Annotated in this window: 10 protein-coding genes and 2 pseudogenes; 7 read left to right on the top strand and 5 right to left on the bottom strand. The window is 36.1% G+C overall.

The annotated features are described in order from the left end of the window. The first annotated feature begins 412 nt into the window (after positions 1-412). From fabI to hisB, 3 genes and pseudogenes are all read left to right on the top strand, one after another. Complete coding sequence (gene fabI / locus TERY_RS09590; protein WP_011611643.1) at positions 413-1,189, top strand: enoyl-ACP reductase FabI; 777 nt, start codon at positions 413-415, stop codon at positions 1,187-1,189. 840 nt (positions 1,190-2,029) lie between these two features. Next, positions 2,030-3,933, top strand: a pseudogene (gene ltrA / locus TERY_RS25110) (group II intron reverse transcriptase/maturase). A 100-nt stretch (positions 3,934-4,033) separates the two neighbouring features. After that, positions 4,034-4,675: an imidazoleglycerol-phosphate dehydratase HisB gene (gene hisB, locus TERY_RS09605; RefSeq protein WP_011611646.1), complete on the top strand. Its 642-nt coding sequence runs from the start codon at positions 4,034-4,036 to the stop codon at positions 4,673-4,675. A gap of 164 nt (positions 4,676-4,839) precedes the next feature. On the opposite strand, the gene TERY_RS27735 is transcribed toward hisB, so the two are convergent. The 3 genes and pseudogenes from TERY_RS27735 to TERY_RS30465 form a co-directional block, all read right to left on the bottom strand. After that, on the bottom strand, positions 4,840-5,295 hold the full coding sequence (locus TERY_RS27735) for an IS630 family transposase (protein ID WP_081432519.1): 456 nt from the start codon (positions 5,293-5,295) through the stop codon (positions 4,840-4,842). Between the two features lie 8 nt (positions 5,296-5,303). Further along, entirely contained in the window at positions 5,304-5,807 is a 504-nt protein-coding gene (locus tag TERY_RS09610; protein WP_011609939.1) for a helix-turn-helix domain-containing protein, read from the bottom strand. A gap of 1,039 nt (positions 5,808-6,846) precedes the next feature. Then, positions 6,847-7,638: pseudogene (locus tag TERY_RS30465) on the bottom strand (IS1 family transposase). A 79-nt stretch (positions 7,639-7,717) separates the two neighbouring features. On the opposite strand from TERY_RS30465, the gene TERY_RS09625 reads away from it, so the two are divergent. Both TERY_RS09625 and TERY_RS25120 read left to right on the top strand, forming a co-directional pair. Beyond that, positions 7,718-9,415 carry an alpha/beta hydrolase gene (locus TERY_RS09625; RefSeq protein WP_011611647.1) on the top strand — a complete coding sequence of 566 codons (1,698 nt, stop codon included), beginning with the start codon at positions 7,718-7,720 and terminating at the stop codon, positions 9,413-9,415. 2,169 nt (positions 9,416-11,584) lie between these two features. Next, complete coding sequence (locus TERY_RS25120; RefSeq protein WP_011611648.1) at positions 11,585-13,786, top strand: protein kinase domain-containing protein; 2,202 nt, start codon at positions 11,585-11,587, stop codon at positions 13,784-13,786. A gap of 453 nt (positions 13,787-14,239) precedes the next feature. Here TERY_RS25120 and TERY_RS32820 read toward each other — a convergent pair whose 3' ends face one another. Beyond that, entirely contained in the window at positions 14,240-18,331 is a 4,092-nt protein-coding gene (locus TERY_RS32820; protein ID WP_011611649.1) for a Ca2+-binding protein, read from the bottom strand. A gap of 885 nt (positions 18,332-19,216) precedes the next feature. On the opposite strand from TERY_RS32820, the gene TERY_RS36660 reads away from it, so the two are divergent. Together TERY_RS36660 and TERY_RS30480 are read left to right on the top strand one after the other, a co-directional pair. Next, positions 19,217-19,474 (top strand): hypothetical protein, encoded by a 258-nt coding sequence (locus tag TERY_RS36660; RefSeq protein WP_370497191.1) that lies wholly within the window; start codon positions 19,217-19,219, stop codon positions 19,472-19,474. Positions 19,475-19,688: 214 nt separating this feature from the next. Then, positions 19,689-19,901, top strand: coding sequence for a hypothetical protein (locus TERY_RS30480; RefSeq protein ID WP_370496955.1), 213 nt, complete (start codon positions 19,689-19,691; stop codon positions 19,899-19,901). 383 nt (positions 19,902-20,284) lie between these two features. On the opposite strand, the gene TERY_RS36665 is transcribed toward TERY_RS30480, so the two are convergent. Continuing rightward, positions 20,285-24,403: a S8 family serine peptidase gene (locus TERY_RS36665; protein WP_011611651.1), complete on the bottom strand. Its 4,119-nt coding sequence runs from the start codon at positions 24,401-24,403 to the stop codon at positions 20,285-20,287. Positions 24,404-24,965: the final 562 nt, after the last annotated feature.

The following is a 24,965-nucleotide window of genomic DNA, read 5'->3' on the forward strand; positions in this document are numbered from 1 at the left end:
ACTATAACAAGTTTTGGAAGATGAAAAAATCTACCTACTTTATTGCTTTTAACAACTGTAGCATAATAATACTTTATGACGTAAGTTGTCAACTAACTCAATTCTCTCATCTAAATTTTTTTCTTTATATTTTTATAATAAGTAATTCACTAACTAAGCAAAGGTAATACTATCAAATTACAAGATATTGCTGTATATTTAGGATTGATTTTATTTTGTTGTAAACATTTATTGAGATAAATTAGCATATTGAAACTGAAAAACTTAATGTTTAATGATGGCCTATTAGTACTATTTTGCTGGTATAGCAAATATACATATAATAATCATACCATCAATCGGTAATACATCATGATCAAATTAAATTTGAAATTTTTGATCAAATTAAATATTAATAAAAATTAATGATATAATGTTAAACTTAACTGGAAAAAATGCTCTGGTGACAGGGATTGCAAATAATCGTTCTATTGCTTGGGGTATTGCTCAACAACTTCATAAAGCCGGGGCTAATTTGGGGGTTACTTATCTACCAGATGATAAGGGTAAGTTTCAAAAGAAGGTTTGGGAGTTAGTCGAACCTTTGAGTCCTTCTTTATATTTACCTTGTAATGTTCAAGATGACCAACAGGTTAAACAGACTTTTGCCCAAGTAGGGGAAAAGTGGGGTAAGCTGGATATTTTAATTCATTGTTTGGCTTTTGCTGGTAAGGAGGAGTTGTCTGGGGATTTTAGTAATACTACTCGTGAAGGGTTTACTCGTGCTTTGGAGATTAGTTCTTATTCTTTGATTGATTTAAGCTCAAAGGCTAAGGAGTTGATGACTGAAGGAGGGAGTATTCTGACTCTGAGTTACTTGGGTGGGGTGCGAGTTGTTCGTAATTATAATGTTATGGGAATTGCTAAGTCTGCTTTGGAAATGAATGTGCGTTATTTAGCAGCAGAACTTGGGCCCAAAAATATTAGGATAAATGCTATTTCTGCTGGTCCAATTAGAACTTTGGCTTCTTCTGCTGTTGGTGGTATTTTGGATATGATTCATCATGTGGAAAAAGTGGCTCCGTTGCGTCGTACGGTGACTCAAATTGAAATTGGTAATACTGCTGCTTTTTTATGTAGTGATCTGGCAAGTGGAATTACTGGTCAGGTTGTCTATGTGGATGCTGGTTATGAAATTATGGGAATTTAGATATTGAACTCAAAAGTCAGCACATTTCTAGTCAGAAGTAAAGAAAGTATAGCTAAATTCAAAATTCAGAAGTAAACAAAAGTAAGTAATAAAGTTTTCTGATTGACTTAAGTTAAGGTTTAGTTTGTTAGGTTGTTGTTGGGGTTTGATAAACAAAACCCAACAACAACTTTATTGCTGATACATTTAATAACATAGTGGGGACAAACTTCCAGCTTGTGGGACATCAATCTATGTATATACGTGCGACTCGTTGGCCACTAAACCAGGAAACTGGGTATAAATGGCCGTTCAAAGTCATCACATGAGGACAACCTCGACTTGTGAATAACTCTTATTACCTTGATGGTGAAATTCCATCCACCTTGTTGTTGGGTTGACAGCATAGGCCATAGGGTAGAGACTGAACATCAATCCCTAAAGCTGGTCTAAATGGGGTCAAAGCTCTAACTACCAAATGAGTGAGACTTCTAGCAAAGGCTGACAAGTGGACGAATAGGAAGGTAATTAAACTCTCGTTATTAGTAACAACTTCAAAGGTAGCTAAGGAGTTTAGGACGAAAGTCAGGGGGTCTTTGAATAATCTTATGTATCTGAGATTATTAACAACCAAGCCGAACCCTCCGGGAGAATTTACCCCACTAAATCAATCGAAATAAAGGAATAATGGAACGAGGAAACCTATTTAAGACACCTAAGTAAATAGGTCGAAAACTTAGGAAACCATTCAAGGTCAATCTACACAAAAGTTGTAGGTCTTAAGGAGATTAGGATTGAGTAAGAAGCATTGCAGAGGCAGACGTACTCACTGTTGAACGTAATATAGAGTAATGATTAGTCATGAAAAAAGCTGAAATACTAAAAAGAAGATTGGGTAATCCAAAACCCTTTTTAAGTGTGGCATGGGACACTTACGATATGCTTGACCAAATTTGTGTCAATCCTAACCTTAAATGGAGGGATATAGACTGGAAAAAAGTTGAGCGGTATGTGTTTAAGTTACAAAAGTTAATCTATAAAGCATCCAGCCGTGGCAAAATCCGCAAAATGCGTAAATACCAAAAACTTCTGACCAAAAGTTATGATGCTAGGTTGCTAGCTGTTAGGCGTGTGACTCAGGAAAACCAGGGGAAGAAAACTGTGGGTATAGATGGTATAAAAAGTCTTCCCCCAATGCAGAGATTTAACTTGGTAGAAATGTTAAAGTCACGATATCTTAAAGCAAGCCCTACCCGTAGAGTCTGGATACCAAAACCAGGGAAAGAAGAAAAACGTCCATTAAGCATACCTACTTTGTATGATAGGGCCCTTCAAGCACTGGTAAAGTTAGGTAGGTCACCAGAATGGGAGGCCCTTTTTGAACCTAATAGTTATGGTCTTTTCCGGAGGTCAACATACGATGCTATTGCAGCAATCTATGACAGCATCAACAAAAAACCAAAATACGTTTTAGATGCTGACATATCCAAATGTTTTGACCGAATTAACCATGATGCGTTGTTGAGAAAAGTAGGACGAACACCTTACAGACGATTAATCAAACAATGGTTAAAGTCCGGGGTATTTGATAACAAACATTTCTCAGAAACTATGGAAGGTACACCACAGGGAGGGGTTATATCACCCTTACTAGCAAACATCGCCTTACACGGGGAAAGAAAAATGTCTAGAAAAATATGCCGAAACCCTTCCGGGAGTAAAGGCAAAAAATAAACAGGCATTAACCCTAGTAAGATATGCTGATGACTTTGTAATTCTACACAAAGATATCAAAGTATTGTTACAAGCAAAAGCCGTAATACAGGATTGGTTAAACCAGGTAGGATTAGAGCTAAAACCAGAAAAAACCAAAATTGCCCACACCTTAGAGGAATATGAAGGGAACAAACCTGGATTTGACTTTTTAGGATTCACAGTAAGGCAGTGGAAAGTTAAGACAACCAAACAGGGATTCAAAACACTGATTAAACCATCAATTAATAGTATGAAATCTCAATACAAAAAGATGGCGGAAATATTTGATGTTATGAAAGCAGTTCCTACCAAGGTACTTATAGCAAAATTAAATCCAATAATCAGAGGCTGGTCTAACTACTTCTCAACCGTAGTCAGTAAAGAGGCATTTATTAAAATAGATAACCTCCTATGGAAAAGATTAGGTCGATGGGCAAACCGGAGACATTCTAATAAGTCAGCAGCCTGGGTAAAAAGTAAATACTTCCCCGCTCTGGGCTCCAGAAACTGGATACTTAACGACGGCGAATATGTATTAAACCAACACTCTAATGTGTCTATTGTGCGACACGTAAAGGTTAAAGGTAATAACTCACCCTATAACGGAGATTGGACATATTGGGGCAACCGACTAGGCAAATATCCCGGTATAAGGAAAGAAGTTACAACACTGTTAAAACGACAGAAAGGTAAATGCGCACATTGTGGAAATTACTTCAGACCAGACGACCAAATGGGAAGTAGACCATATAAAACCAAAATCTGAAGGCGGTGATAACTCAATTAAAAATAAACAACTGTTACACCGACATTGTCACGATACTAAAACTGCTTTAGATAATAAAACATACCCAAAACCTAAGTTACAGGACTTACCTGATGAATATTTATGGGTAAATGATATGTTAATTCTAAAACAGGGATGTACCTATGTAAAAGGACGTTCAGGAGAGGAGCCGGATGAGGTGAAAGTCTCACGTCCGGTTTTGAAGACGAGTCGGGTAGGGTAACTTACTTGGCTTAGTTTAACAATAATGAATAAACAGGCTGTAAAACTGTGCTACTGAAAAAGTAAAATTTAAAATTTATATCTATATTTATATATTTATTATGCAGATAAGCGATCGCCTTTCTTCATCTACTGCACCAATACTGAATTTGCCTGTTAGACGTGCTTCTGTGAAACGAAAAACTGGAGAAACTGATGTGACTGTTAATCTTAATCTTGATGGTGTGGGTAATTGTCAGGCTAATACTGGTATTCCTTTTTTGGATCATATGTTGCATCAAATTTCTTCTCATGGACTGATTGATTTGGATGTCCAGGCTGTGGGGGATATTGAAATTGATGACCATCATACTAATGAGGATGTGGGCATTACTTTAGGCCAGGCTTTAAAGCAGGCCTTGGGCGATCGAAAGGGTATTGTCCGTTTTGGTCATTTTTTGGCTCCTTTGGATGAGGCTTTGGTTGAAGTGGCCTTAGATTTTTCTGGTCGTCCACATTTAAGTTATGGTTTGGAAATGCCAACTCAACGGGTGGGAAATTATGATACTCAGTTAGTACGGGAATTTTTTGTGGCCCTGGCCAATAATAGTTTGATGACTTTGCATATTCGGCAGTTGGGAGGAATTAATTCTCATCATATTATTGAGGCAGGGTTTAAAGCTTTTGCTCGTTCTCTACGGATGGCTACGGAAATTGACCCCAGGCGAGTTGGGGAAATTCCTAGTTCCAAAGGAGTTTTGTAGTTAGTTATCAGTTTTTGACTTTAGCGATCGCCTATGAGAAATTATTTTATACCAATTTCCTAAAGTCCGACTACACATAATGCTTCAAGAATAAAATCATATCCTGTACAAGAAGCAATATCTTTTTGACTAAATCCAGTTAATATATTTCTCAGGATTCTGCGTCAGAAATCTAAGGAATCGAAAACTCGATTTTTCAAGAATTTTTTCACCTCTTTCCACAGTCTTTCAATGGGATTAACTTCGGGACAATAAGGAGGTTGAAATAATAAAATGATGTGATCAGGGATAGATAAATCATTCCCTAGATGCCCTCGCCCGTTATCTAGTTGAATAATATGAATCTCTTCAGGATATGTTTGAGAAAAAAGCTCTAAAAATCTTTCAAAGCAAGGAGTATCTAGATGACTAAATTCATAAAAAAAGGAATCTCCTGTTTTTGGTTCTACTAAACCATAAAGCCATAGATATTTAAATAGCCATTGATATAAACCAATGGGCTTAACACCGCAAGCAGTAATGACTTTACCTGTTATAGTTTTTAATCCAATTCTAGTCTCGTCTTGACACCAATAGCGAATTGGCAGTTGATTTTCCGAATATTTATTAATTAACTTAATTTTCTCTTCTAGTTGAGATGAGAGTTTTTTTTAAAGTTTTCTTGAGCTTCTTTATTTTGTTTTATGTGATTTGGACGTGGAACTTTTAATTTACTTTTTAATTTATATCTGACTAATTGATGAACTGTTCGATAAGACAGCTCGATGTCAAAACAAGTCGTTAACCACTGTTGAATTTCACCATAGCTTTGGAAACCTTCCGGGTTTTGCAATTCTGCTTCTAATTTCTCGATTACATTTGGTGGAATTGAACTTGGCCTCCCTCCTAGATTTTTCTTTGGTTCTAGTAAAAGATTCAGTCCACCTGTACGATATTTCCCTAACCATTTTTGTACTGTGACTCGATTGCGTCCTAACATTATCGCAATTTCTTTTACTGTTTCTACTGTTTGAGTTTTCAACCAGTAAATAGTTTGAAGTCTTTCCTTTTCTTGAGCTGTACTCGCACTTTTTAAAAGTTTTTTGAGAGTTTCTACCGATTCATTTATCTCAATTTTTACTACTCCTGACATGGGGACATTTTCTATAATAGGTTACTTCTAAAAGTGTAGCTTAAGTTTATGAAATTAGTATTACCTATTTAATCATTATTTTTACTTTACCTCACAAACGAACGAAAGTGCTGTAATAAGATTAGCTTTTTTTCTAATATTGTTGGGAATTTTACTTGAAATTTTATTCAATACAAGCGGGAGGTGTGATGGGATACTTCTGATGCAAAGCTCCACAACCACACCACACCAAATCTATTCTCAATAAGCTTTCCTTTTCTGTTAAAGTATTTTTCAATTTCAAGAGGCAAATTATTCTCTCATTGAAACAAATTAATGTTCAAGAAGTAGAGTTAAAATTTGACTTATGTTTTCCCAATTAAGTCCAAGTTAAAGTTAGCTGAAAACAGGAAAAAATAGAAGTATAAAAAAACGATAATGTCAATTTATATTAAAAACAAATATTTTATATCGGATGGCATTAAATACAAAATAAATTTTGTATAAATATCAAGAAAAAAATTCTATCGAAATAGGTTTTAGGTATTTTTTTACTGCCCCTATTTTTAACTGATACTGTCTTCTTTAAATTACTCCATATAATTGGAGTTTTGGGGTTAATTAGGGGTTTATGTTTGTTTATCTATACTGTGGTTCAAGGTCAACTAAGCCAAACTTTAAAGTGTACTCAATATACTGTAAAAAATTAATTGAATCGTCCTACTAATAGACCAACACAACGATTATATATTTCAATATTTTTAGTCAATTTCTTTGTTGATTAATTCTAGAGTTAAGGGCATATCTAATCTAACTTTATAACGTTGGTAATGATTAATTTTTTTTCCTCTAAATTGTTAAAAATACTATCTGCTCAATTGAGAAACATGAGACAAAAGCAGGTAGAGTATGAAAAGAACTAACAATTGAATAATAGTGTAGAATTAAGTAAGGGCTTAACAATTATTAATATACTATCAGTCAAATGAGGGAAAGACTTTGGTAATTTTTGAAATTTTCTCTTAGTAATTTCTGCTAACCCATAGCATTCGGTAGTGGGTCAGTAAAGTGTGGGATAAGTAATTAAGTCATTCCAACTCCAAGGAGCGATCGCGTTCCTCAACTCTTTGCGTAGCAGTATTTTCTTTGCGACTATGAACCCAAATCCAATTAAAGTAGGCCCTCGCCAACCTTACTGTTGGCTCAGTTTGTTGCCAGAACTTGCCAAATTTATTCTGTCGGCGATGCCATCGACCGAGCTGCTGTCTGATAATTCCAACAGGGCAATACTCGTTCATACCCTCCCAAATCATCAGTTAGCCATTTTTACAGCTAGTTTTCCCTTCTGTGTTGACGACCAATTCCTCAATGAACTGATCAGTATGTTGACTTACTCTAGCACTCAGAATTAATCTACTGGATGAAGCGTAGGGGCTTGCCAACCCAAGAATTCCCTTCTCTCAATTCCTGATACTGGCACTGTTTTTGTTTTTTTGAACGAATGACTAAAACTCATCACTGCTGATTTGTGAGGTATTGATATTCTGGAGATGAGCATTATGAATCATTTGTCCTTTTTCAGAGGGAGCTCTCACTAAAGTAACTACCGTATTATCGGCCAAATTCACTGTTCGACTAATCCCTCTTAAACTATTGCCCTCAACGTGAGCCTCTAGAAACATGGGCATTTGTTCAGGTTGAATTGTTCTACGATAGTAGAGAGTGTCAAAAGTATCGGTAAAAGTTTGTAGGCATTCAGGACAATAATATCGTTGACAACATTACTGGTCTTTCCATGTTTATGAGTTTTCTGATGGCCACATAGAGGAAATTTCATGATAATAGAAAGTATTTAAGAACAATGATTATATTACCATTCCCACACTTTCTTGATGCACTACGACTTTATTCATATAATTTAGGAGTTATTGATGAAACTGCAATCATTAAAAGCAAAATTTATTTCATTTTCCTTAGGATTAAGCATATTATCACCTATTTTTACTCCTATTCTTGCTATTGCGGCTGAACAAATTATAATTTCTGTTCCCGATATAAATATTAAAAATCCAATAGAAGTTTATATCCGAGATTTTCAAATTAAAATATTAGTAAAATCTCTAGAAAACTTGGCTGAAGAAGGTAAACAGACAGAAGAATTTAATCTTTATTCGGAACTACTAAAAGAAGAAGTATATGAAGTTCTGCAAAAGCCTTTTAACTTAGATCCTACTTTTGTAGAAGCTTTTATGAAAGAACCAATGGGAAAAGAAATGCTAAAACGTTTAGGTAAAATTATCCAAACAGGAGACAAGCAAAATGGTAGTGAAGCTATCAAAAAATCCTTTCAGTTAGCTCTTGCAGATCCAAATGGTTTAACTATTATTAATTTACTTAATAAATTTCCTGGAGATATTTTTATAGAATTACAAGAAGGTGTGAATTTAGTTGATGAGTTAATAAAAAATTTTGTAGAAAAAAATAGAATTTTAACAGGATTACAAAGACAAGCAGAAGATTTAGCATTAGCAGAAAAAAAACGTAATTTTAAGTTTTTTCCAGACTTAAGAATGCCTGGGAATATAACATTCAAAAAACAATCTTTTAGCTTTAGAAATCCCTATCGTAAACGATCTTCTCCTGTAGATATTTATCTGCCTAATATTTCTGGAAATAACTTAATTCCTGTGGTAGTTATTTCTCATGGTTTAGGTTCAGATATAAGTAGTTTTGTCTATCTTGCTAAACATTTAGCATCTCATGGTTTTGCTGTAATAGTACCAAAACATATTGGTTCAGATGCAGAAAAACTTGAAAAAATGTTTGCAGGTCTTAGCAGACCTGTAGATGGGATGACATTTATTAATCGCCCACTAGATATTAAGTATTCGCTAGATGAAATAGAAGAAAAAATAGGATCCGACCCTATATGGCAAGGTAAGCTAAATTTTCAAAACGTAGGGATAATAGGTCAATCTTTTGGTGGTTATACTGCTTTAAGTGTTGCAGGTGCTCCTCTCAACATCAAACAACTAAGTAAAGACTGCCAATCTGAAGATATTCAGTTAATCTTAAATTTATCCCTGTTGTTCCAGTGTCAAATGACTGATTTAGCGAAAGAAGTTACTCCCAGTTTAGCAGATGAAAGAATCAAAGCAGTTATTGCAATTAATCCTATTAGTAGTATTTTATTTAGAACTGACAGTCAAGGTATGAGTAAAGATATGAGTGAAATTAAAGTTCCTGTGATGATTATTACCGGCACTGAAGACTTATTTGCTCAGCCAATTCCAGAGCAAATTTATCCATTTATTAGCTTAACTACCCCAGAAAAATATTTAGTTATAAGTAAACCAGGAACTCATTTTTCATTTATTCAAGAAGAAGAGAATGTTCCTGTAGAACTACCAAAAAAATTAATTGGTCCTGACCCTAATTTAGCTTATCCATATCTTCAGGCATTAAGTGTAGCTTTCTTTCGGGTTTATATTCAAAATCAATCTGAGTCATTACTATATTTAAGTGAGTCTTATCTACAGTATCTCAATCAAGAACCATTTACTTTTAGTTTACTGAAATCTCTTACAGAAGTTGATATACAAAAAGTGCTTGAGAGTTATTATGAATAAGCTGCATATAAGTAATACTAATTTTATTAAATTAGTGTATACTATTTATATTGTTTAGATTATATGATTTCATTATTGAGCTTTTGTGTTTAGCTAGACTTGAATGAATTGGTGGAATTAGGGTATAACAGCATCCATAAAAAAAGAATATATTTGAATAATTTAGTCAACTAAAATAGTCAACTTTAGACCATATTAAACTTGCTGAAAGGGTATTTTTTCAAGTTACAACTTACAACTTGTTGCTGAATCGTGGATTATACGGTAGTAAAGGTATCCTTTTTACCTATATTTTGTATTATATATATATTGGCTAAAACAGAATTGTTTTAAGGTCAAAAATGATAATAATAGCTCTTACTAATAACTACTATAAATAGTTAAAATATTTGTAGCAAATATTGATCATGCTTGCTATAAAAAACTGTTAAAAAAATGGTATAAAATTCTTGCCCTATCTAACTTAAAAAATATTCAAATTGAGGATTACAACTTGGGGAATGTAGGTGAGATCAAGTTCAGTAAAATTATTAGCAGGAGTAAGGGATCAAAAAGTTGATCCCTTAAACTGATTTACTTTACTCGCTAGTTATTGGGGTTTGCGTACCATAAAGTTGGAACGATAATGGGGTAGGAGAATATTTAGACTACTTAGGGCTGCGCTTACACCGCAATTTATATGAATAAACCATAATAATATAATCAACTAAAGATAGCATTTTCAGTAAAGTGAAGGGCTCGATCGCTTTTTTCATAACTTAATTTGGTTCTTCTTGAGTTCGAGCTTTACAAGAGCGGAGAAACTCCTTGATTTTTTTTGACTAACATAGTTCAATGGTTGACAATAAGAGTGAGTAAGCAGGGAATAAAATTAAGCAGGCTTCTACTGATAAAATTAATTCTTTCATTCTAGAACCTTAGTTACTATTCTTTTTCCTACTTTTCCCGGACTATAAAGACGAGTCATTGCTAAATTAAATTCTGAACCCTTAGACAAAAACTAAATTATTTATATCTACCACATCCAGCTATTTTTATGATTCATAGCGCTTTTATTAAAATTTTCTCTCTCTTTTTATGCTTCATAAAAAATTTTTTTCTAATGATATTAAGTATTTTTAAAGTCCGATACATTGTTGTTAAATTCACTTTTACTCTTGTTTTCATTTCTAAATATTCCAATAACTCACAAAGCTAAATATCTGGTAATTCAAAAAAAATTATGTTCTTGTAAAAAAAACAAAATTATGATCAATTTGATGGCAAAAATTATATGGTTTTCAGTAGTTTTATTAGTATAAAATATAGTGATGGCTATCTGATGATATTTGACATATTTAAGAGATTAAACTTCGGCAATTTATAAATTTTTAAGTGAAATATATGAACAGATTAAGTTGCCTAATTTAGATAAAAATATGCTATTTAAAATTAGCAAATTTGACTGTAGTTAATGATGTTGATAGAAGTGCCAAAATCTATACTGCTTTAGGATAAGTTTATGTAATCTTAGATAGTGATGAGGAAGTAATTTATTGATTAAAACTAGATTTTAATAGTGCTAAAAGTTTGGAATATTTTAATGGGGAGATGAGTTGAAATTATCAGTATAACAATTGAAGTAGCAGTTGGTAGAAGAATAGACGTGGGAATAAGGAATAGGGAGATGTCCTAAGGTATTTGCCTAGCTTGATAATTCTTTACAGATTCAATATTATATTGATTTTGTTACCATCAATACTGAGTTGACTAATAATCATTAAATTTTTCTTGAATTTCCTAGGAATTCTGTAAATTAGAGTGAATCTATACGTACAATAATATCTATAATAATATACCTATAGGTTGTAGAATTCAAAAACTATAAATCAACTTTGAAACTCTTACCCACTGACCCAACTCTTATTTCCTATTCCCAAAAGTTGCAAGTTGCAGGATTTTGGACAAGGTAAAAAAGGATTGCCATATAGATTTTTATTGAATATTGATAAAGAGTATACAATTAAGTCTGTAGAAGAAGAGATATAACTTTCTATTACACTATTTTTGAGGATAATGAGGTACAGTTTAATATTAATTTTTATTCCCTATTTTCTACTCCCATTACTCGTCAAACTTTTTACTATTACAACTATAAAATGTAAATCTTAAATTTACTAATTTTTTTCTATGAGCTATTGCTTTAACCTAAATTGCCAAAAGCCTCAGAATCCCAACGATGTCAAATTTTGCCAAAATTGTGGTTCAAAGTTGTTACTGCGAGGACATTATCAAGGAATAAAACCTATTGGCAATGGCAGCTTTGGTAGAACTTTATTGGCAGTAGATTTAGATAGATTTAATACTCCTTGTGTTGTTAAACAATTGGCTCCAAAAAATAATAATTTACTTTCTAATAATAAAGTATTAGAGTTGTTTAAAAGAGAGGCAAAACAATTACTAAAATTAGGTAAGCATCCCCAAATTCCTACTTTTTATGCTTATTTTGAAGAAGATGAAAACCTTTACTTGGTAGAAGAATTAATTACTGGAAAAAATCTATTACAAGAATTGGAATCAGAGGGTGCGTTTAGTGAGAAAAAAATATGGAAAATTTTATATGAAATATTGCCTTTACTAAAATTTATTCACGAAAATAAAGTAATACATAGAGATATAAAACCAGAAAATATATTACGAGTTGATGGGGTAAATTCACTAAAAGTAGGAGAAAACCAAAAAGATCAATTAGTGTTAATAGATTTTGGTGTTTCTAAGTTCAGTAGTGAGGTTGATTATGATAAAATAGGTACTATTACTGGTACATTAGGATACTCGCCAATAGAACAAATAAGGGGTGGCAAAGCATATCCAGCTAGCGACCTTTATAGTTTAGGTATGACTTGTATTCATTTACTGACTGAAGTACCACCAAATCAACTTTTTGATTCGTTTAGTGGAGAATTAATCTGGCGATCGCATCTAATTAAAAAAGGGAAAAATATTAGCGATCGTCTCGGAAAAATATTAGATAAGTTAGTCAAAGATTTAGTCAAAGAAAGGTATCAATCAGCTACAGAGGTACTGATAGAAATTGCTATAGTTTCTACTCAAAATGATAACCAAATACCTCAAATTAACCAATTAAATTTATCAGAAAAAAAATATTTAGAAAAATCACAAAAATTTCAAAAAAATCCGCAGAAGGAGTCTCCTGTTGATGTGATTTTACAGGTAGAAATTAATAGCTGTAAAAATCAAAAAAAATTATCAGAATTAGGAGATTATAGGCTAAAAGAAAGATATAGTAATAATGGGGATAGTTACCAAGAAATTACAGAAAAACTATCATATAATCACTATCTTCAGTATAACTCTAAATTACTAGATAATGTGATAGAATTTGAACATAAAAAAGCTAACTTTGTTCCGAAAAAAACAAAAATTAGAAACTATGTAGAACTCTCTCAGCTATGGAAAACTGTACAAATTATTAAAGATAATACTGCTCCTATAAATACCATAGCTATAGATACCCAAGATTTGATTTTAGTAAGTGGCAGTGATGACAAAAAAATTAGGTTATGGAATCTGCAAACAGGACAACTTTTGCATAAGTTTTTAGGTCATACTGCTGAAGTTTATGCAATAGCTATTAGTGTTGATGGCAGAAGAATTATTAGCGCTGGAGATGATAGAACAATATTAGTTTGGAATCTACAGAAAAAAACAATTGCAGATAGATTTTATAGCTATTCTGGTTCTCCTTATAGTCATCGCTATGGTGCTATTTTTTCAGTGGCTATTAGTCCGAATTGTGAAACTATAGCGAGTGGAAGTGCTGACCAAACAGTTAAAATTTGGAATCAACGTAATGGAGAATTACTATATAAATTACATGAACATTTAGACAGGGTGTTTTGTGTAACTTATAGCAAAGTCAACAATATTTGTACAGAAAAAAATTCTAATGACATTTTGGCTAGTTGTAGTGCTGATGGTGCTATCAAGATTTGGCAGGTAGGTTGTTGTCAAAGTCTGAGAACATTAAGGGGGCATTCTGGGGATGTTTATTCAGTTGCTTTTAGTTCTGATGGTAAGGCGATCGCTAGTGGTGGTGAGGATAAAACGATTAGATTATGGGATGTTGGTACGGGTGAGTTAGTAAATATTTTTGAGGGTCATTCTCGAGCAGTTTTGTCTGTTGCTATTAGTCCAGATGATCAAATTCTTGCTAGTGGGAGTATTGATGGTACGGTTAAGTTATGGAATTTGCGGACTGGGAAGTTATTGGATAGTCTTTGTGGTTATCATCCGGTGCAGTTTAGTCCGAATGGTAAAATTTTGGTTAGTGGGGGGGAAGAAGGTCGAATATTAATTTGGAGATTCTAGTCCGTTGACATTCTCCCCAGTTTACAGGTGCGGGGATCTATGGCTTTATTGACAAAATCATTATGGTTGAAAGACTCTCAAGTTACTGTCGCTTATTTGGGGCTCAGAAGGCGATCGCAAAGGTACTTACTATTTTTAAAAGTTATAGGTTCAAACTCACTTAGAAGCAAGCTGCTCAAAACTCTTGTAGGATAGAGGTGTAATGGCTTAAGAGGAGTGTTGAAATTAGTGAAGGTGTTGCTTAGATACACTAAACAACACCTCCTTTTTTTAATTGATTTTTATATCAATTTTTGATGATAGCCATAAGTAACATTGCATATTGCTCATATCACAGACAAGTGTTGCATAAATGGGGGATGATTTTAAGACTTTTATCAAATAAGCATCTTGTCTGTTCGTTATATTTTTGGGCTTGTAGAACGCCTGCCCCAATTATATTCATCCCTAAATTCAGCAACACCCACAGTCACCCAGATGCGTAGAGTTCGACATAGGCGTTGCTATTTGTTCAGCATTAATCTCACTGATCGGGATGGAGTGAAGAACCCCAAAGGTAACTCCAGCGCGGACAGTTAAGTCCGACTGTTCAACTAGATCACCATAAACAGTAATTGTTCCTAGTTCATCTTGGTCGTGGGCTCCACCATTACCACCTTGATTACTAATTAAGTGAATAATAGATCCATTTCCATCGTCAAGATTTTCAATCTCCCTGACTTGTACAGTATGACCTAAAATCTGAATTTTATCCCCTTCACTTTTATTAAAGTCAAGGATGACATCATTACCAATAGCATCAACCCAGTGATCATGGGGGTTATCATTTTCGCCAGCGACTCCTTGCCAGTTGATTTTACCAGTTACAGGATCGGCGTGTTTTTGAATAATATTGTCTTTGGCATTAATTAACAGTTTAAACTCAAAAGTATCAGCCCCTGTTCCTCCAGTTAAAGTATCATGAGCTTCAAGAAAGGGTTGCTCGGAATAAACCTTAGGTTGATCTGTATCTTGGGCAATATCTGGTTCTCCTGCATCACTATAACTAATGATGAGGTCATCACCTGCATCTCCTTTGATCTCATCACTCCCATGACAACCAAAAATTGTATCATCACCTTCACCACCAGAGAGGGTATCATTTCCTCCTTCTCCTTTCAGCAGATCGTTTCCTTCTCCACCTGAAATTAGGTCATTACCTTCAGCAGCAAAAAGTTGATCATCACCTGCTTCTCCTGTGAGCTCATCATCCCCATCACCACCAAAAAGTTTATCATCACCACCTCCAGCAGTGAGAGTATCATTTCCTTCATCTCCTCGGAGTAAATCGTTTCCTTCTGCACTTGAGACTAGGTCATTACCTTTACCAGCAAAAAGTTGATTATTACCGGTTTCTCCTTTGATTTCGTCATTACCTTCACCACCAGCAATGATGTCATCACCCTCTCCACCAGTGAGGGTATCGTTTCCTCCATCTCCTCGGAGTAAATCGTTTCCTTCTGCACCTAAGACTATGTCATCTCCATCACCACCAAAAAGTTGATCATCACCTGCTTCTCCTTTGATATCGTCGTTGTCCGCACCACCGTCAATAGTATCATCACCTTCTCCAGCGGTGAGGGTATCAGCTCCTCCATCTCCTCGGAGTAAATCGTTTCCTTCTGCACTTGAGACTAGGTCATTGCCTTCACCAGCAAAAAGTTTATTATTACCGGTTTCTCCTTTGATTTCGTCGTCTCCATCACCACCAGCAATGATATCATCACCCTCTCCACCAGAGAGGGTATCGTTTCCTCCATCTCCTCGGAGTAAATCGTTTCCTTCTGCACCTAAGACTGTGTCATCTCCATCACCACCGAAAAGTTTATCATCACCTGCTTCTCCTTTGATATCGTCGTTATCCGCACCACCGTCAATGGTATCATCACCTTCTCCAGCGGTGAGGGTATCAGCTCCTCCATCTCCTCGGAGTAAATCGTTTCCTTCTGCACTTGAGACTAGGTCATTACCTTCACCAGCAAAAAGTTGATTATTACCGGTTTCTCCTTTGATTTCGTCATTACCTTCACCACCAGCAATGATATCATCACCCTCTCCACCAGAGAGGGTATCGTTTCCTCCATCTCCTCGGAGTAAATCGTTTCCTTCTCCACCCGAAACTAAGTCATTACCTTTACCACCGAAAAGTTTATCATCATCGGCTTCTCCTTTGATGTCATCATCCCCATCACCACCAGCAATGATGTCATTACCCTCTCCACCTGTGAGGGTATCAGTTCCTCCATCTCCTTTCAGTAGATCGTTTCCTTCTGCACCAGAGACTAGGTCATCTCCATCACCACCGAAAAGTTTATCATCACCTGCTTCTCCTTTGATATCGTCGTTATCCGCACCACCGTTAATGATGTCATCACCCTCTCCACCTGTGAGGGTATCAGTTCCTCCATCTCCTGTCAGTAGATCGTTTCCTTCTCCACCCGAGACTAGGTCATCTCCATCACCAGCAAAAAGTTTATCATTATCGGCTTCTCCTTTGATGTCATCATCCCCATCACCACCAGCAATGATGTCATCACCCTCTCCACCTGTGAGGGTATCAGTTCCTCCATCTCCTTTCAGTAGATCGTTTCCTTCTGCACCAGAGACTAGGTCATCTCCATCACCACCGAAAAGTTTATCATCACCTGCTTCTCCTTTGATATCGTCGTTATCCGCACCACCGTTAATGATGTCATCACCCTCTCCACCTGTGAGGGTATCAGTTCCTCCATCTCCTGTCAGTAGATCGTTTCCTTCTCCACCCGAGACTAGGTCATCTCCATCACCAGCAAAAAGTTTATCATTATCGGCTTCTCCTTTGATGTCATCATCCCCATCACCACCAGCAATGATGTCATCACCCTCTCCACCTGTGAGGGTATCAGTTCCTCCATCTCCTTTCAGTAGATCGTTTCCTTCTGCACCAGAGACTAGGTCATCTCCATCACCACCGAAAAGTTTATCATCACCTGCTTCTCCTTTGATATCGTCGTTATCCGCACCACCGTTAATGATGTCATCACCCTCTCCACCTGTGAGGGTATCAGTTCCTCCATCTCCTGTCAGTAGATCGTTTCCTTCTCCACCCGAGACTAGGTCATCTCCATCACCAGCAAAAAGTTTATCATTATCGGCTTCTCCTTTGATGTCGTCATCTCCATCACCACCAGCAATGATGTCATCACCCTCTCCACCTGTGAGGGTATCAGTTCCTCCATCTCCTTTCAGTAGATCGTTTCCTTCTCCACCAGAGACTAGGTCATCTCCATCACCAGCAAAAAGTTTATCATTATCGGCTTCTCCTTTGATTTCGTCATCTCCATCACCACCAGCAATGATGTCATCACCCTCTCCACCTGTGAGGGTATCAGTTCCTCCATCTCCTTTCAGTAGATCGTTTCCTTCTGCACCAGAGACTAGGTCATCTCCATCACCACCGAAAAGTTTATCATCACCTGCTTCTCCTTTGATATCGTCGTTATCCGCACCACCGTTAATGATGTCATCACCCTCTCCACCTGTGAGGGTATCAGTTCCTCCATCTCCTCGGAGCAAGTCATTTCCTTCTTTACCCGAGACTAAGTCATTACCTTTACCACCAAAAAGTTTATCATCACCTGCTTCTCCTTTGATGTCGTCATCTCCATCACCACCATCAATGATATCATCACCTTCTCCACCAGAGAGGGTATCATGTCCTCCATCTCCTCGGAGGAAGTCTTTTCCTTCTCCGCCTAGGACTAGGTCATCTCCACCACCACCGAAAAGTTTATCATCGCCGGCTTTTCCTTTGATCTCTTCATTAACTTCAACACCAAGCAGTCTATCATTACCTTCAGTTCCAGAAATAATGAGGCGCTCATTCTCTCCTTCTCCTTTCTGGGTATCGCTTTCTTCTGTAGCCGGGGCTGGGTCATTACCGTCAGCGCTCATTTCTTCTTTGCTATCGTCGTCCCCTTCATCACTGTTAACTGTCTCATCAGCATCTTCACCAGAGCCGGTATTGTTTCCTTCTTCTCCTTCTTCGGTGTTGCTTTCTTCTACAGCGGGGGCTGGTTCATTGCCTTCAGCACTCGTTTCTTCTTTGCTATCGTCGTCCCCTTCATCACTGTCGACTGTCTCATCAGCATCTTCACCAGCACCAGAGTCGGTATCGTTTCCTTCTTCTCCTTCCTGAGTGTCACTTTCTTCAGCAGCGAGGGTTGGGTCATTGCCTTCAGCACTCGTTTCTTCTTCGCTGTCGTCATCTCCTTCATCACTGTCGACTGTCTCATCAGCATCTTCACCAGAGTCGGTATTGTTTCCTTCTTCTCCTTCCTGAGTGTCGCTTTCTTCTACAGCGGGGGCTGGTTCATTGCCTTCAGCACTCGTTTCTTCTTTGCTATCGTCGTCCCCTTCATCACTGTCGACTGTCTTATCAGTATCTATACTTAGGTCTTTAGGTTCTAGGTCATTACCTTCTTCACCATGAGCACTACTTTCTGTATCAGAAATAAACTTAGCCATTTTAGAAACTCCTTAAAATTTTCTTACTATTTTAGATAAAATATCTTTATGTTTTATCATTAAATATCATAGCATTATAATCAGCGATAAGCAATAGAGAAATTACTTAATTTTAGCTAAATATATAGTAGCAACAAAACTCAGTAATGACTCCCTTCCTAGCATAAAATTATAATCAGTAAATTATTGCAGGATATAGCTTAGAAGTATATTTGCTTAGGTAATCTTCTAGGGTGAAGGGACAAAAAAAAAGGCCCAAAATAAAAAAAATCCCAAAAATGTTTCTAGAAAAGTTAACTGAACATACCTGGGGGGTAAAAAAAGGGTAGCCAACAAAAAGTCTGATGACTAAAACATCACCAAAAAAGATGAATCTAGCTGTTGTCAATAAGACTTATTTAATGATTATGAATAAGTTACTTTCATTGTACTATAACAATATGTGCATTGATTGTTGCAAAATTCTATACTGAAAAAGTTGGGTAAAATCGAATATTTGATCATAGCAAAAAACTTAAATGGCTGTTTAAATAATCGCATATCTAATTAATAAAGGTAAAAATATTAGACATCTCTAAAATCAAAATCAAGGTATGGTTTTAATGAAAATTTTGTCAAAACTATATACTAATGAATCAGATATTAGAATATATTAATAACCACCTAAAATAAATAAAAAAAGTCATTGGAATTACCGATGAGCAATTTGAAAAATTAGTAGGAAATGCTCAAAAACTTGAATAAAAAAAAGACAGGCGATCGCTAGTTAAGAAAAAAGACTAATTAAGGCAGGATGAGAAAGAAAAAAAAGCTTAAAAGTCGAGGGGGGAAATCATCTTAACTTTATACTATTTACGTCTGTAACCCACATTCCAAATACTAGGAATATATTTTGGTTTCAGCTCATCAACAGCAAATAATATTTTTCATGATTGGATAAATATATTACAAAAGTTACTCCCTAGTAGCTTGTTAGAACAATTTCAAGAAAAAGAAGACGAATATTTATGGATACAAGAAATTTTAACTGAACTTGAATTAATTGTATATATTACAGAACAAAGCATATATAGGCCATACGCTGATGATAAACAGAAAAAATATTACTCCGGAAAAAAGAAAAATCATACATTGAAAAACTAAATAATAACGACAGAAAAAGAGACAAAAATAGTAGATATGATTGTCGGAAAAAGAGGTCCAGAAAACGATGTAAATTTACTCATGAAACAACAAAAAAAGTTTGATAAAGAATAAAAAATTTAGGGATACAAATGGTGTTAAGGAGAACAGAAGACTATGACACAAAAAAAAGCCTAGAAAACAATAAATGACGCCATAAATAAAAGAAGATAACTTGAAATTAGCTAAAAAGAAAATATTCTTGGAACATGTTATTAGGTTGCTCAAAATATTTGGAGTAGCTAGAGAAGGGTTCAGCTTAAAAGAATATAATTATGAAAAGGTAATTTTAACAATATGTGGTTTAGTCACACTAAGAATAGGAGCATTAATATTAGCATCAACTCTACTATATGTGGAAAAGAAGATAACAAAAACAATAGCTTAATATGGTTAATAATTAACAGTAACTATCTCTAACACCATAAAGTATGTAAAAAATGACTATCTGAAAAATAGTTACAGTAAGGGAAGTGAGTATTTTTGGAGATATCTATTATACTCCGACCATTTGGTCAGACAGTACTTGGAATTGGACTTGGGCTTAGTCATGTTTACTTTTGTGCTACATACTGTCGTTTTTATACTATGGGTATCCGCAGTGCAACACAGCGGTTTCTGTACATATTTCTGGCATTGGTTAATTTTGCTATGATTTTTGTGTTTAGGGAGTAGATACAGCCCTGCTTTTCTCCATGGTTGCTACTAAAACCTAAATGTGAGGGGATCCCGCGCTGTTTGAGAAAGCAGCGTCGGGAGGATGTTAATGTTTTACATTCCAACTATGTCCCAAGTTGAATCAAGAGATCCAGGGTCAACGATCTGATTACGTGTGCCGTCATCATTCATTAACCAAATATGGTTAGCTCCATTGTTTTCATTGCGCCAGAGAATATCTGCGACTCCATCACCATTCAAATCTGGCATTCCTTTTACATTCCAGGGTGAATCATAACTTCCTAGGCTAATAGAATTCTGAACTTTTCCCTGATCATTCATTAACCAAATTTGGCTACTTCCTTTTTCATCACGCCAGAGAATATCGGCTACTTGATCAGCATTGAAATTTGCTACTCCTACTACATCCCAGCTTGAATTAAGACTATCAGGGCGGGCACTATTATTAACTGTGCCGTCATCATTCATCATCCAAATCATGTTATTTTCATTTTGATCACGCCAGAGAATATCGGCTACTTGATCAGCATTGAAATCTCCTACTCCTGCTACGTCCCAGCTTGAATCAGGACCTAGGGAGCGAGCACGATGATTAAGTGCACCCTCATCATTCATAAACCAAATCTCGTTATACCCGTATTTATTACGCCAGAGAATGTCTGTTGCTTGATCAGCATTGAAATCTGCTACTCCTCCTACAGACCAGCTTGAACCACGACGCTTGAGACGAGCACGACTATTAAATGTGCCGTCATCATTCATAAACCAAATCTCGTTACGTTTGTACTTATTACGCCAGAGAATGTCGGGTACTTGATCAGCATTGAAATCTCCTACTCCTGCTACACCCCATGTTGAATAATTACTTTTCAGGGGAGCACTATTATTAACTGTGCCGTCATCATTCATAAACCAAATCTGGTTCTCTGCATTTGCAGGACTATCTATTTTTTTACGCCAGAGAATGTCTGCTACTCCATCGCCGTTGAAATCAAACTGGACTGGACTATTATTAATAGTCGTAAAGTTCCAGGTGCTGTTGTTTTTAATACCAAGGTAATTATTGCCTGAAGTGTCTTGTATAGCATCTGCTTCTACCTCAACATAATACTTTGTTCGTTCTGCTAAGTCTGCAGTGGGGTTAATGGTGAGGGTATTGTTTGAGATACTAACTAGACTAGAAGTAACATTTATAGTTTCTACTACTGAATTATCGCTGAATTGTTTGATAATTATGTTGCCTGTCCCTGCTTGGATGTTTTCATCAAAGTTTATGACTAAATTAGTTCCGATGGCGATATCTGTGGCATTATCAGTTGGGGTGAAGGTTGCTGCTGTAGGTGCTTTATCGTCAAGATCGTTAACATTAATGGTTAACTGTTCTTCATAACTTGCTCCTTTTCCATCAGTAGTTTTAACTCGGATGCTATAACTAGACTGGGTTTCATAGTCTGGAGAACCATTAATTTTCAGTTGATCACCATCAACATTGAAACCTGCGTTATCCCTATCTCCGACACCTTCTACTAATGCATAAGTAAAGCTATCCTCATTGTCGGGGTCGGTAGTGGAAAATTTGCCAACTGTAGCACCTGGGGTTACATTCTCGTCAATGGTATTGTTGTCAAGCTTGATATCTGTGGGAGCAGAGTTGTCGTCTAAAGAATTAAACATTTCTACAGCACTATTTAGAAAACTTTCATCCTCGGTTGCAAGAATATCGAAAGCAACTGCATTTACTCTGTTTTCATCAGTAATTCCTGCTTTTTTTACCTTTGCCTTGGCTGCTGCAACTTCATCTTGAGGAAAGTCATCCAGCGATATAAATTTTTCAGGAAGATCTATAACAGTGGCTGGATTTTTAAATAAAGATTCTCCTTCTTTTACTCGCCAACTTTCACCATATTGTTGATGTATTTGTCTTACGGTTAAATTATTAGGAAGTTGAGTACCATCACGCAATGCAAAATCATTATTAGGGTTACCGTCATTATTTCCTAACAGCCCTTGCATTCTAGCAGAATCAGATATATAAATGTTGATATAACTGCTCCAATCAAAAGCTGTTAATGTAGTGTCATCAATATCAATAATACCATCGTTTCCTGCGTAGGTAATTGTGTATTTATTGTTATTACGTTCGATTTTACTGTTCCCAATACTCTTAGTCTCACCACTAGCTAAGGGAAAATCAACTCCATCAATTTGGAGCCTGTTATTAGGAAATTTCTGGTTAAAAACTACTCTTTGACCATCAACTAGGGTGGCGAAAGCTGTATTAACAGAAACTGATCTATTGTGTACAAAAGGTTCTTGACGAGTCTGAACTACCCAGTCATCATCCTTACGCGCTGTTTCCGCCATAATAAAATCGCCAAAGGATTGAAGATCATATTTACGACCATCAAAAGTGGCAAAGTGTACGTCACCCCAACCTATACCTTGACGTCTAATTCCCTCATACAAATTAAGGCGACCACCTGTGGCTGTTTTCAAACCATCAATAGGAGTCGTGATCTTAAGAATTTTATCTTTCAGCTCAACAGCACTCAAATCATCCAAAGCTTCATACATAGGACTCCCAACAGGATAAGTCTGCCTCCTGGCTCTTCTTGTCCCCAGCATTAAAGCTGCTGCTCCACTCACATAAGCTGCTGCTGCGGAAGTACCTGCACTGTATTCATAATTACCACCATCAATACCAGTACCAACCGGTACCGTACTATAAATATCACTAGAATCATGAGGGTTATTATTATTATCAGGTAGATTGCTACCACCAGGAGCAGCTAAATCAACAGACTTTCTTCCATAATTGGAAAAAGGGGAAAGCCGATCATTATGGTCTGTTGCAGCTACAGAAATAATGTTGTTTAAATCATAGCTGGCGGGATAAGTTCTCATCTTTAAATTAGCATTATCATTATCATTGCTCTCATTACCAGCCGCTGCCACAAATAGTGGTGGTACTCGTCCTGAAGGATGGTTGACATTACTAATCGCTTCTTTCAATTCTTTAGAATAAGGCGTCCCAACCGGCTTACCCCAGCTAGCATTGATTATATCTACTTGAGCATCGTTAATCGCATAATCTATGGCCTCAATGATATCAGCATCAAACCCTATAGGATCATCATTCTCATCAAAGTCAAAGGCTTTTATTGGAACGATTTCGACATTCCAACTTACCCCAACTATTCCTTCATTGTTATTTCCTATAGCACCAATGATTCCAGCAACATGAGTACCGTGGCCGTCTAAGTCTTCCACTTCCTTAGAAATATTATCTGTATTATTATACCCATCAACAAAATTCCTGGCCGCAGATAAGTCTAAATTATTGATTAAATCTGGATGATCTACGTCAACACCTGTATCAATAACAGCTACCCTAACTTTCGGACTACCGTTATCGTCTACCGGAGTTATGAGTTCTGGAGTTTCATAACCCCAAGCTTTTGGAGCGTTAATATCTGCACCATCTTTTCCCCCAGTTTGTCCTTTATTGTTGAGAGCCCAAAGACGACCTACTCCACGGCCAGGAGGAACAACAGAGTCTGGAATATTATTATAATCTGGATCATTAGGATGATAAAGACGCGACAACCTATTTTTATAGTTGGGCTGAATATCAATTTCCGGACGACTATCATATTCTTCAATAAATTCTTTTACAGTAGTAGAAATTGGTAATTTCCACACTTCACGGTCGAAGGCTTCAATTGTGGAAACTACTTCAATGTCTAATTCATCACGTAAAGATTGAATAGAATTAGAAAATGTTTCATTACTGGGATCTTCAAGGGTAACAATGACTTCGCGTGGTTTATAATGTTCAGGTGAAGGCTTAAGAGTTATACGTGTACTACCTAATATGTCGAAGCTACCGTCATTGACAAAGTAGAAAAAACTTCCAGGGTAGCCTTTACCGTTATAATTTGCAGGGGCGTCATACTCTAACCCCACTAATTCCTCTGATGTTAGTATGTCATTTCTTTTAACTACTGTACCATCAGCTTTAGTTACTTCTCCTAATCTTGGCACTCTGGCGACTCGGATAGTGAGGGGATCTCCATCGGCGTCCGTAGGGGTCGCGAGTCCTAAGGATGTGTTTGTGCTATTTTCGTATACTGTGATTTTGTTTCTATCGACTACCGGAGGATTTTGACTAGAGTTCTGGCGTCCCTGAAAACTTAGTAGTGTTGTACCCATAGTTCTTTAGAAAATTGGTTATTTGTTGTTGTACAAAATTTAAACAACTCAAAGCTATATACTTTGAGTCTGTACTGCATCACCAGTTAAAGTGATGACGGATGACCTATAAAGCTGGCAATTATGATATTACGAGCATTGCTCCAATCCCAGTGCGTAGTATTTCCACACTAAAGGAATTAAAAAATTGAAGCTTTTTGCGGTCTTTTTTTTTTAAATAGCACACTGAAATGATCATTTAGGCTTCTTGATAAAAGTTTACATAAAGTTAATATTTAGTTAGTTTATTACAGCGATTTCCATTGTCATAAAGCACACTAAGTATCAAAAAAAACCTTATGCTATAATATTCTTATCATTTATTTTGTACCTCGTTTTATCTCTCATCTTTTGTATCTATTCAGCAAAAGTAAGTAGAAATAGGCATAAAAATAAAATCAGGACTATAGTATATACTTTTATTTCATCAGGACAGTATAATTCTATTGAGGTCAATCATGATCAAAAACAATCTTCATCTTTGTAGTACAACTCTATTGGAGAGACAAAAGCACTACAAAAA

This window comes from Trichodesmium erythraeum IMS101, assembly GCF_000014265.1.
GTDB lineage: Bacteria > Cyanobacteriota > Cyanobacteriia > Cyanobacteriales > Microcoleaceae > Trichodesmium > Trichodesmium erythraeum.

Coding starts and splice junctions, on each gene's coding strand:
- fabI (WP_011611643.1), top strand. CDS start 413: ATGTTAAACTTAACTGGAAAAAATGCTCTGGTGACAGGGATTGCAAAT.
- hisB (WP_011611646.1), top strand. CDS start 4,034: ATGCAGATAAGCGATCGCCTTTCTTCATCTACTGCACCAATACTGAAT.
- TERY_RS09610 (WP_011609939.1), bottom strand. CDS start 5,807: ATGTCAGGAGTAGTAAAAATTGAGATAAATGAATCGGTAGAAACTCTC.
- TERY_RS09625 (WP_011611647.1), top strand. CDS start 7,718: ATGAAACTGCAATCATTAAAAGCAAAATTTATTTCATTTTCCTTAGGA.
- TERY_RS25120 (WP_011611648.1), top strand. CDS start 11,585: ATGAGCTATTGCTTTAACCTAAATTGCCAAAAGCCTCAGAATCCCAAC.
- TERY_RS32820 (WP_011611649.1), bottom strand. CDS start 18,331: ATGGCTAAGTTTATTTCTGATACAGAAAGTAGTGCTCATGGTGAAGAA.
- TERY_RS36665 (WP_011611651.1), bottom strand. CDS start 24,403: ATGGGTACAACACTACTAAGTTTTCAGGGACGCCAGAACTCTAGTCAA.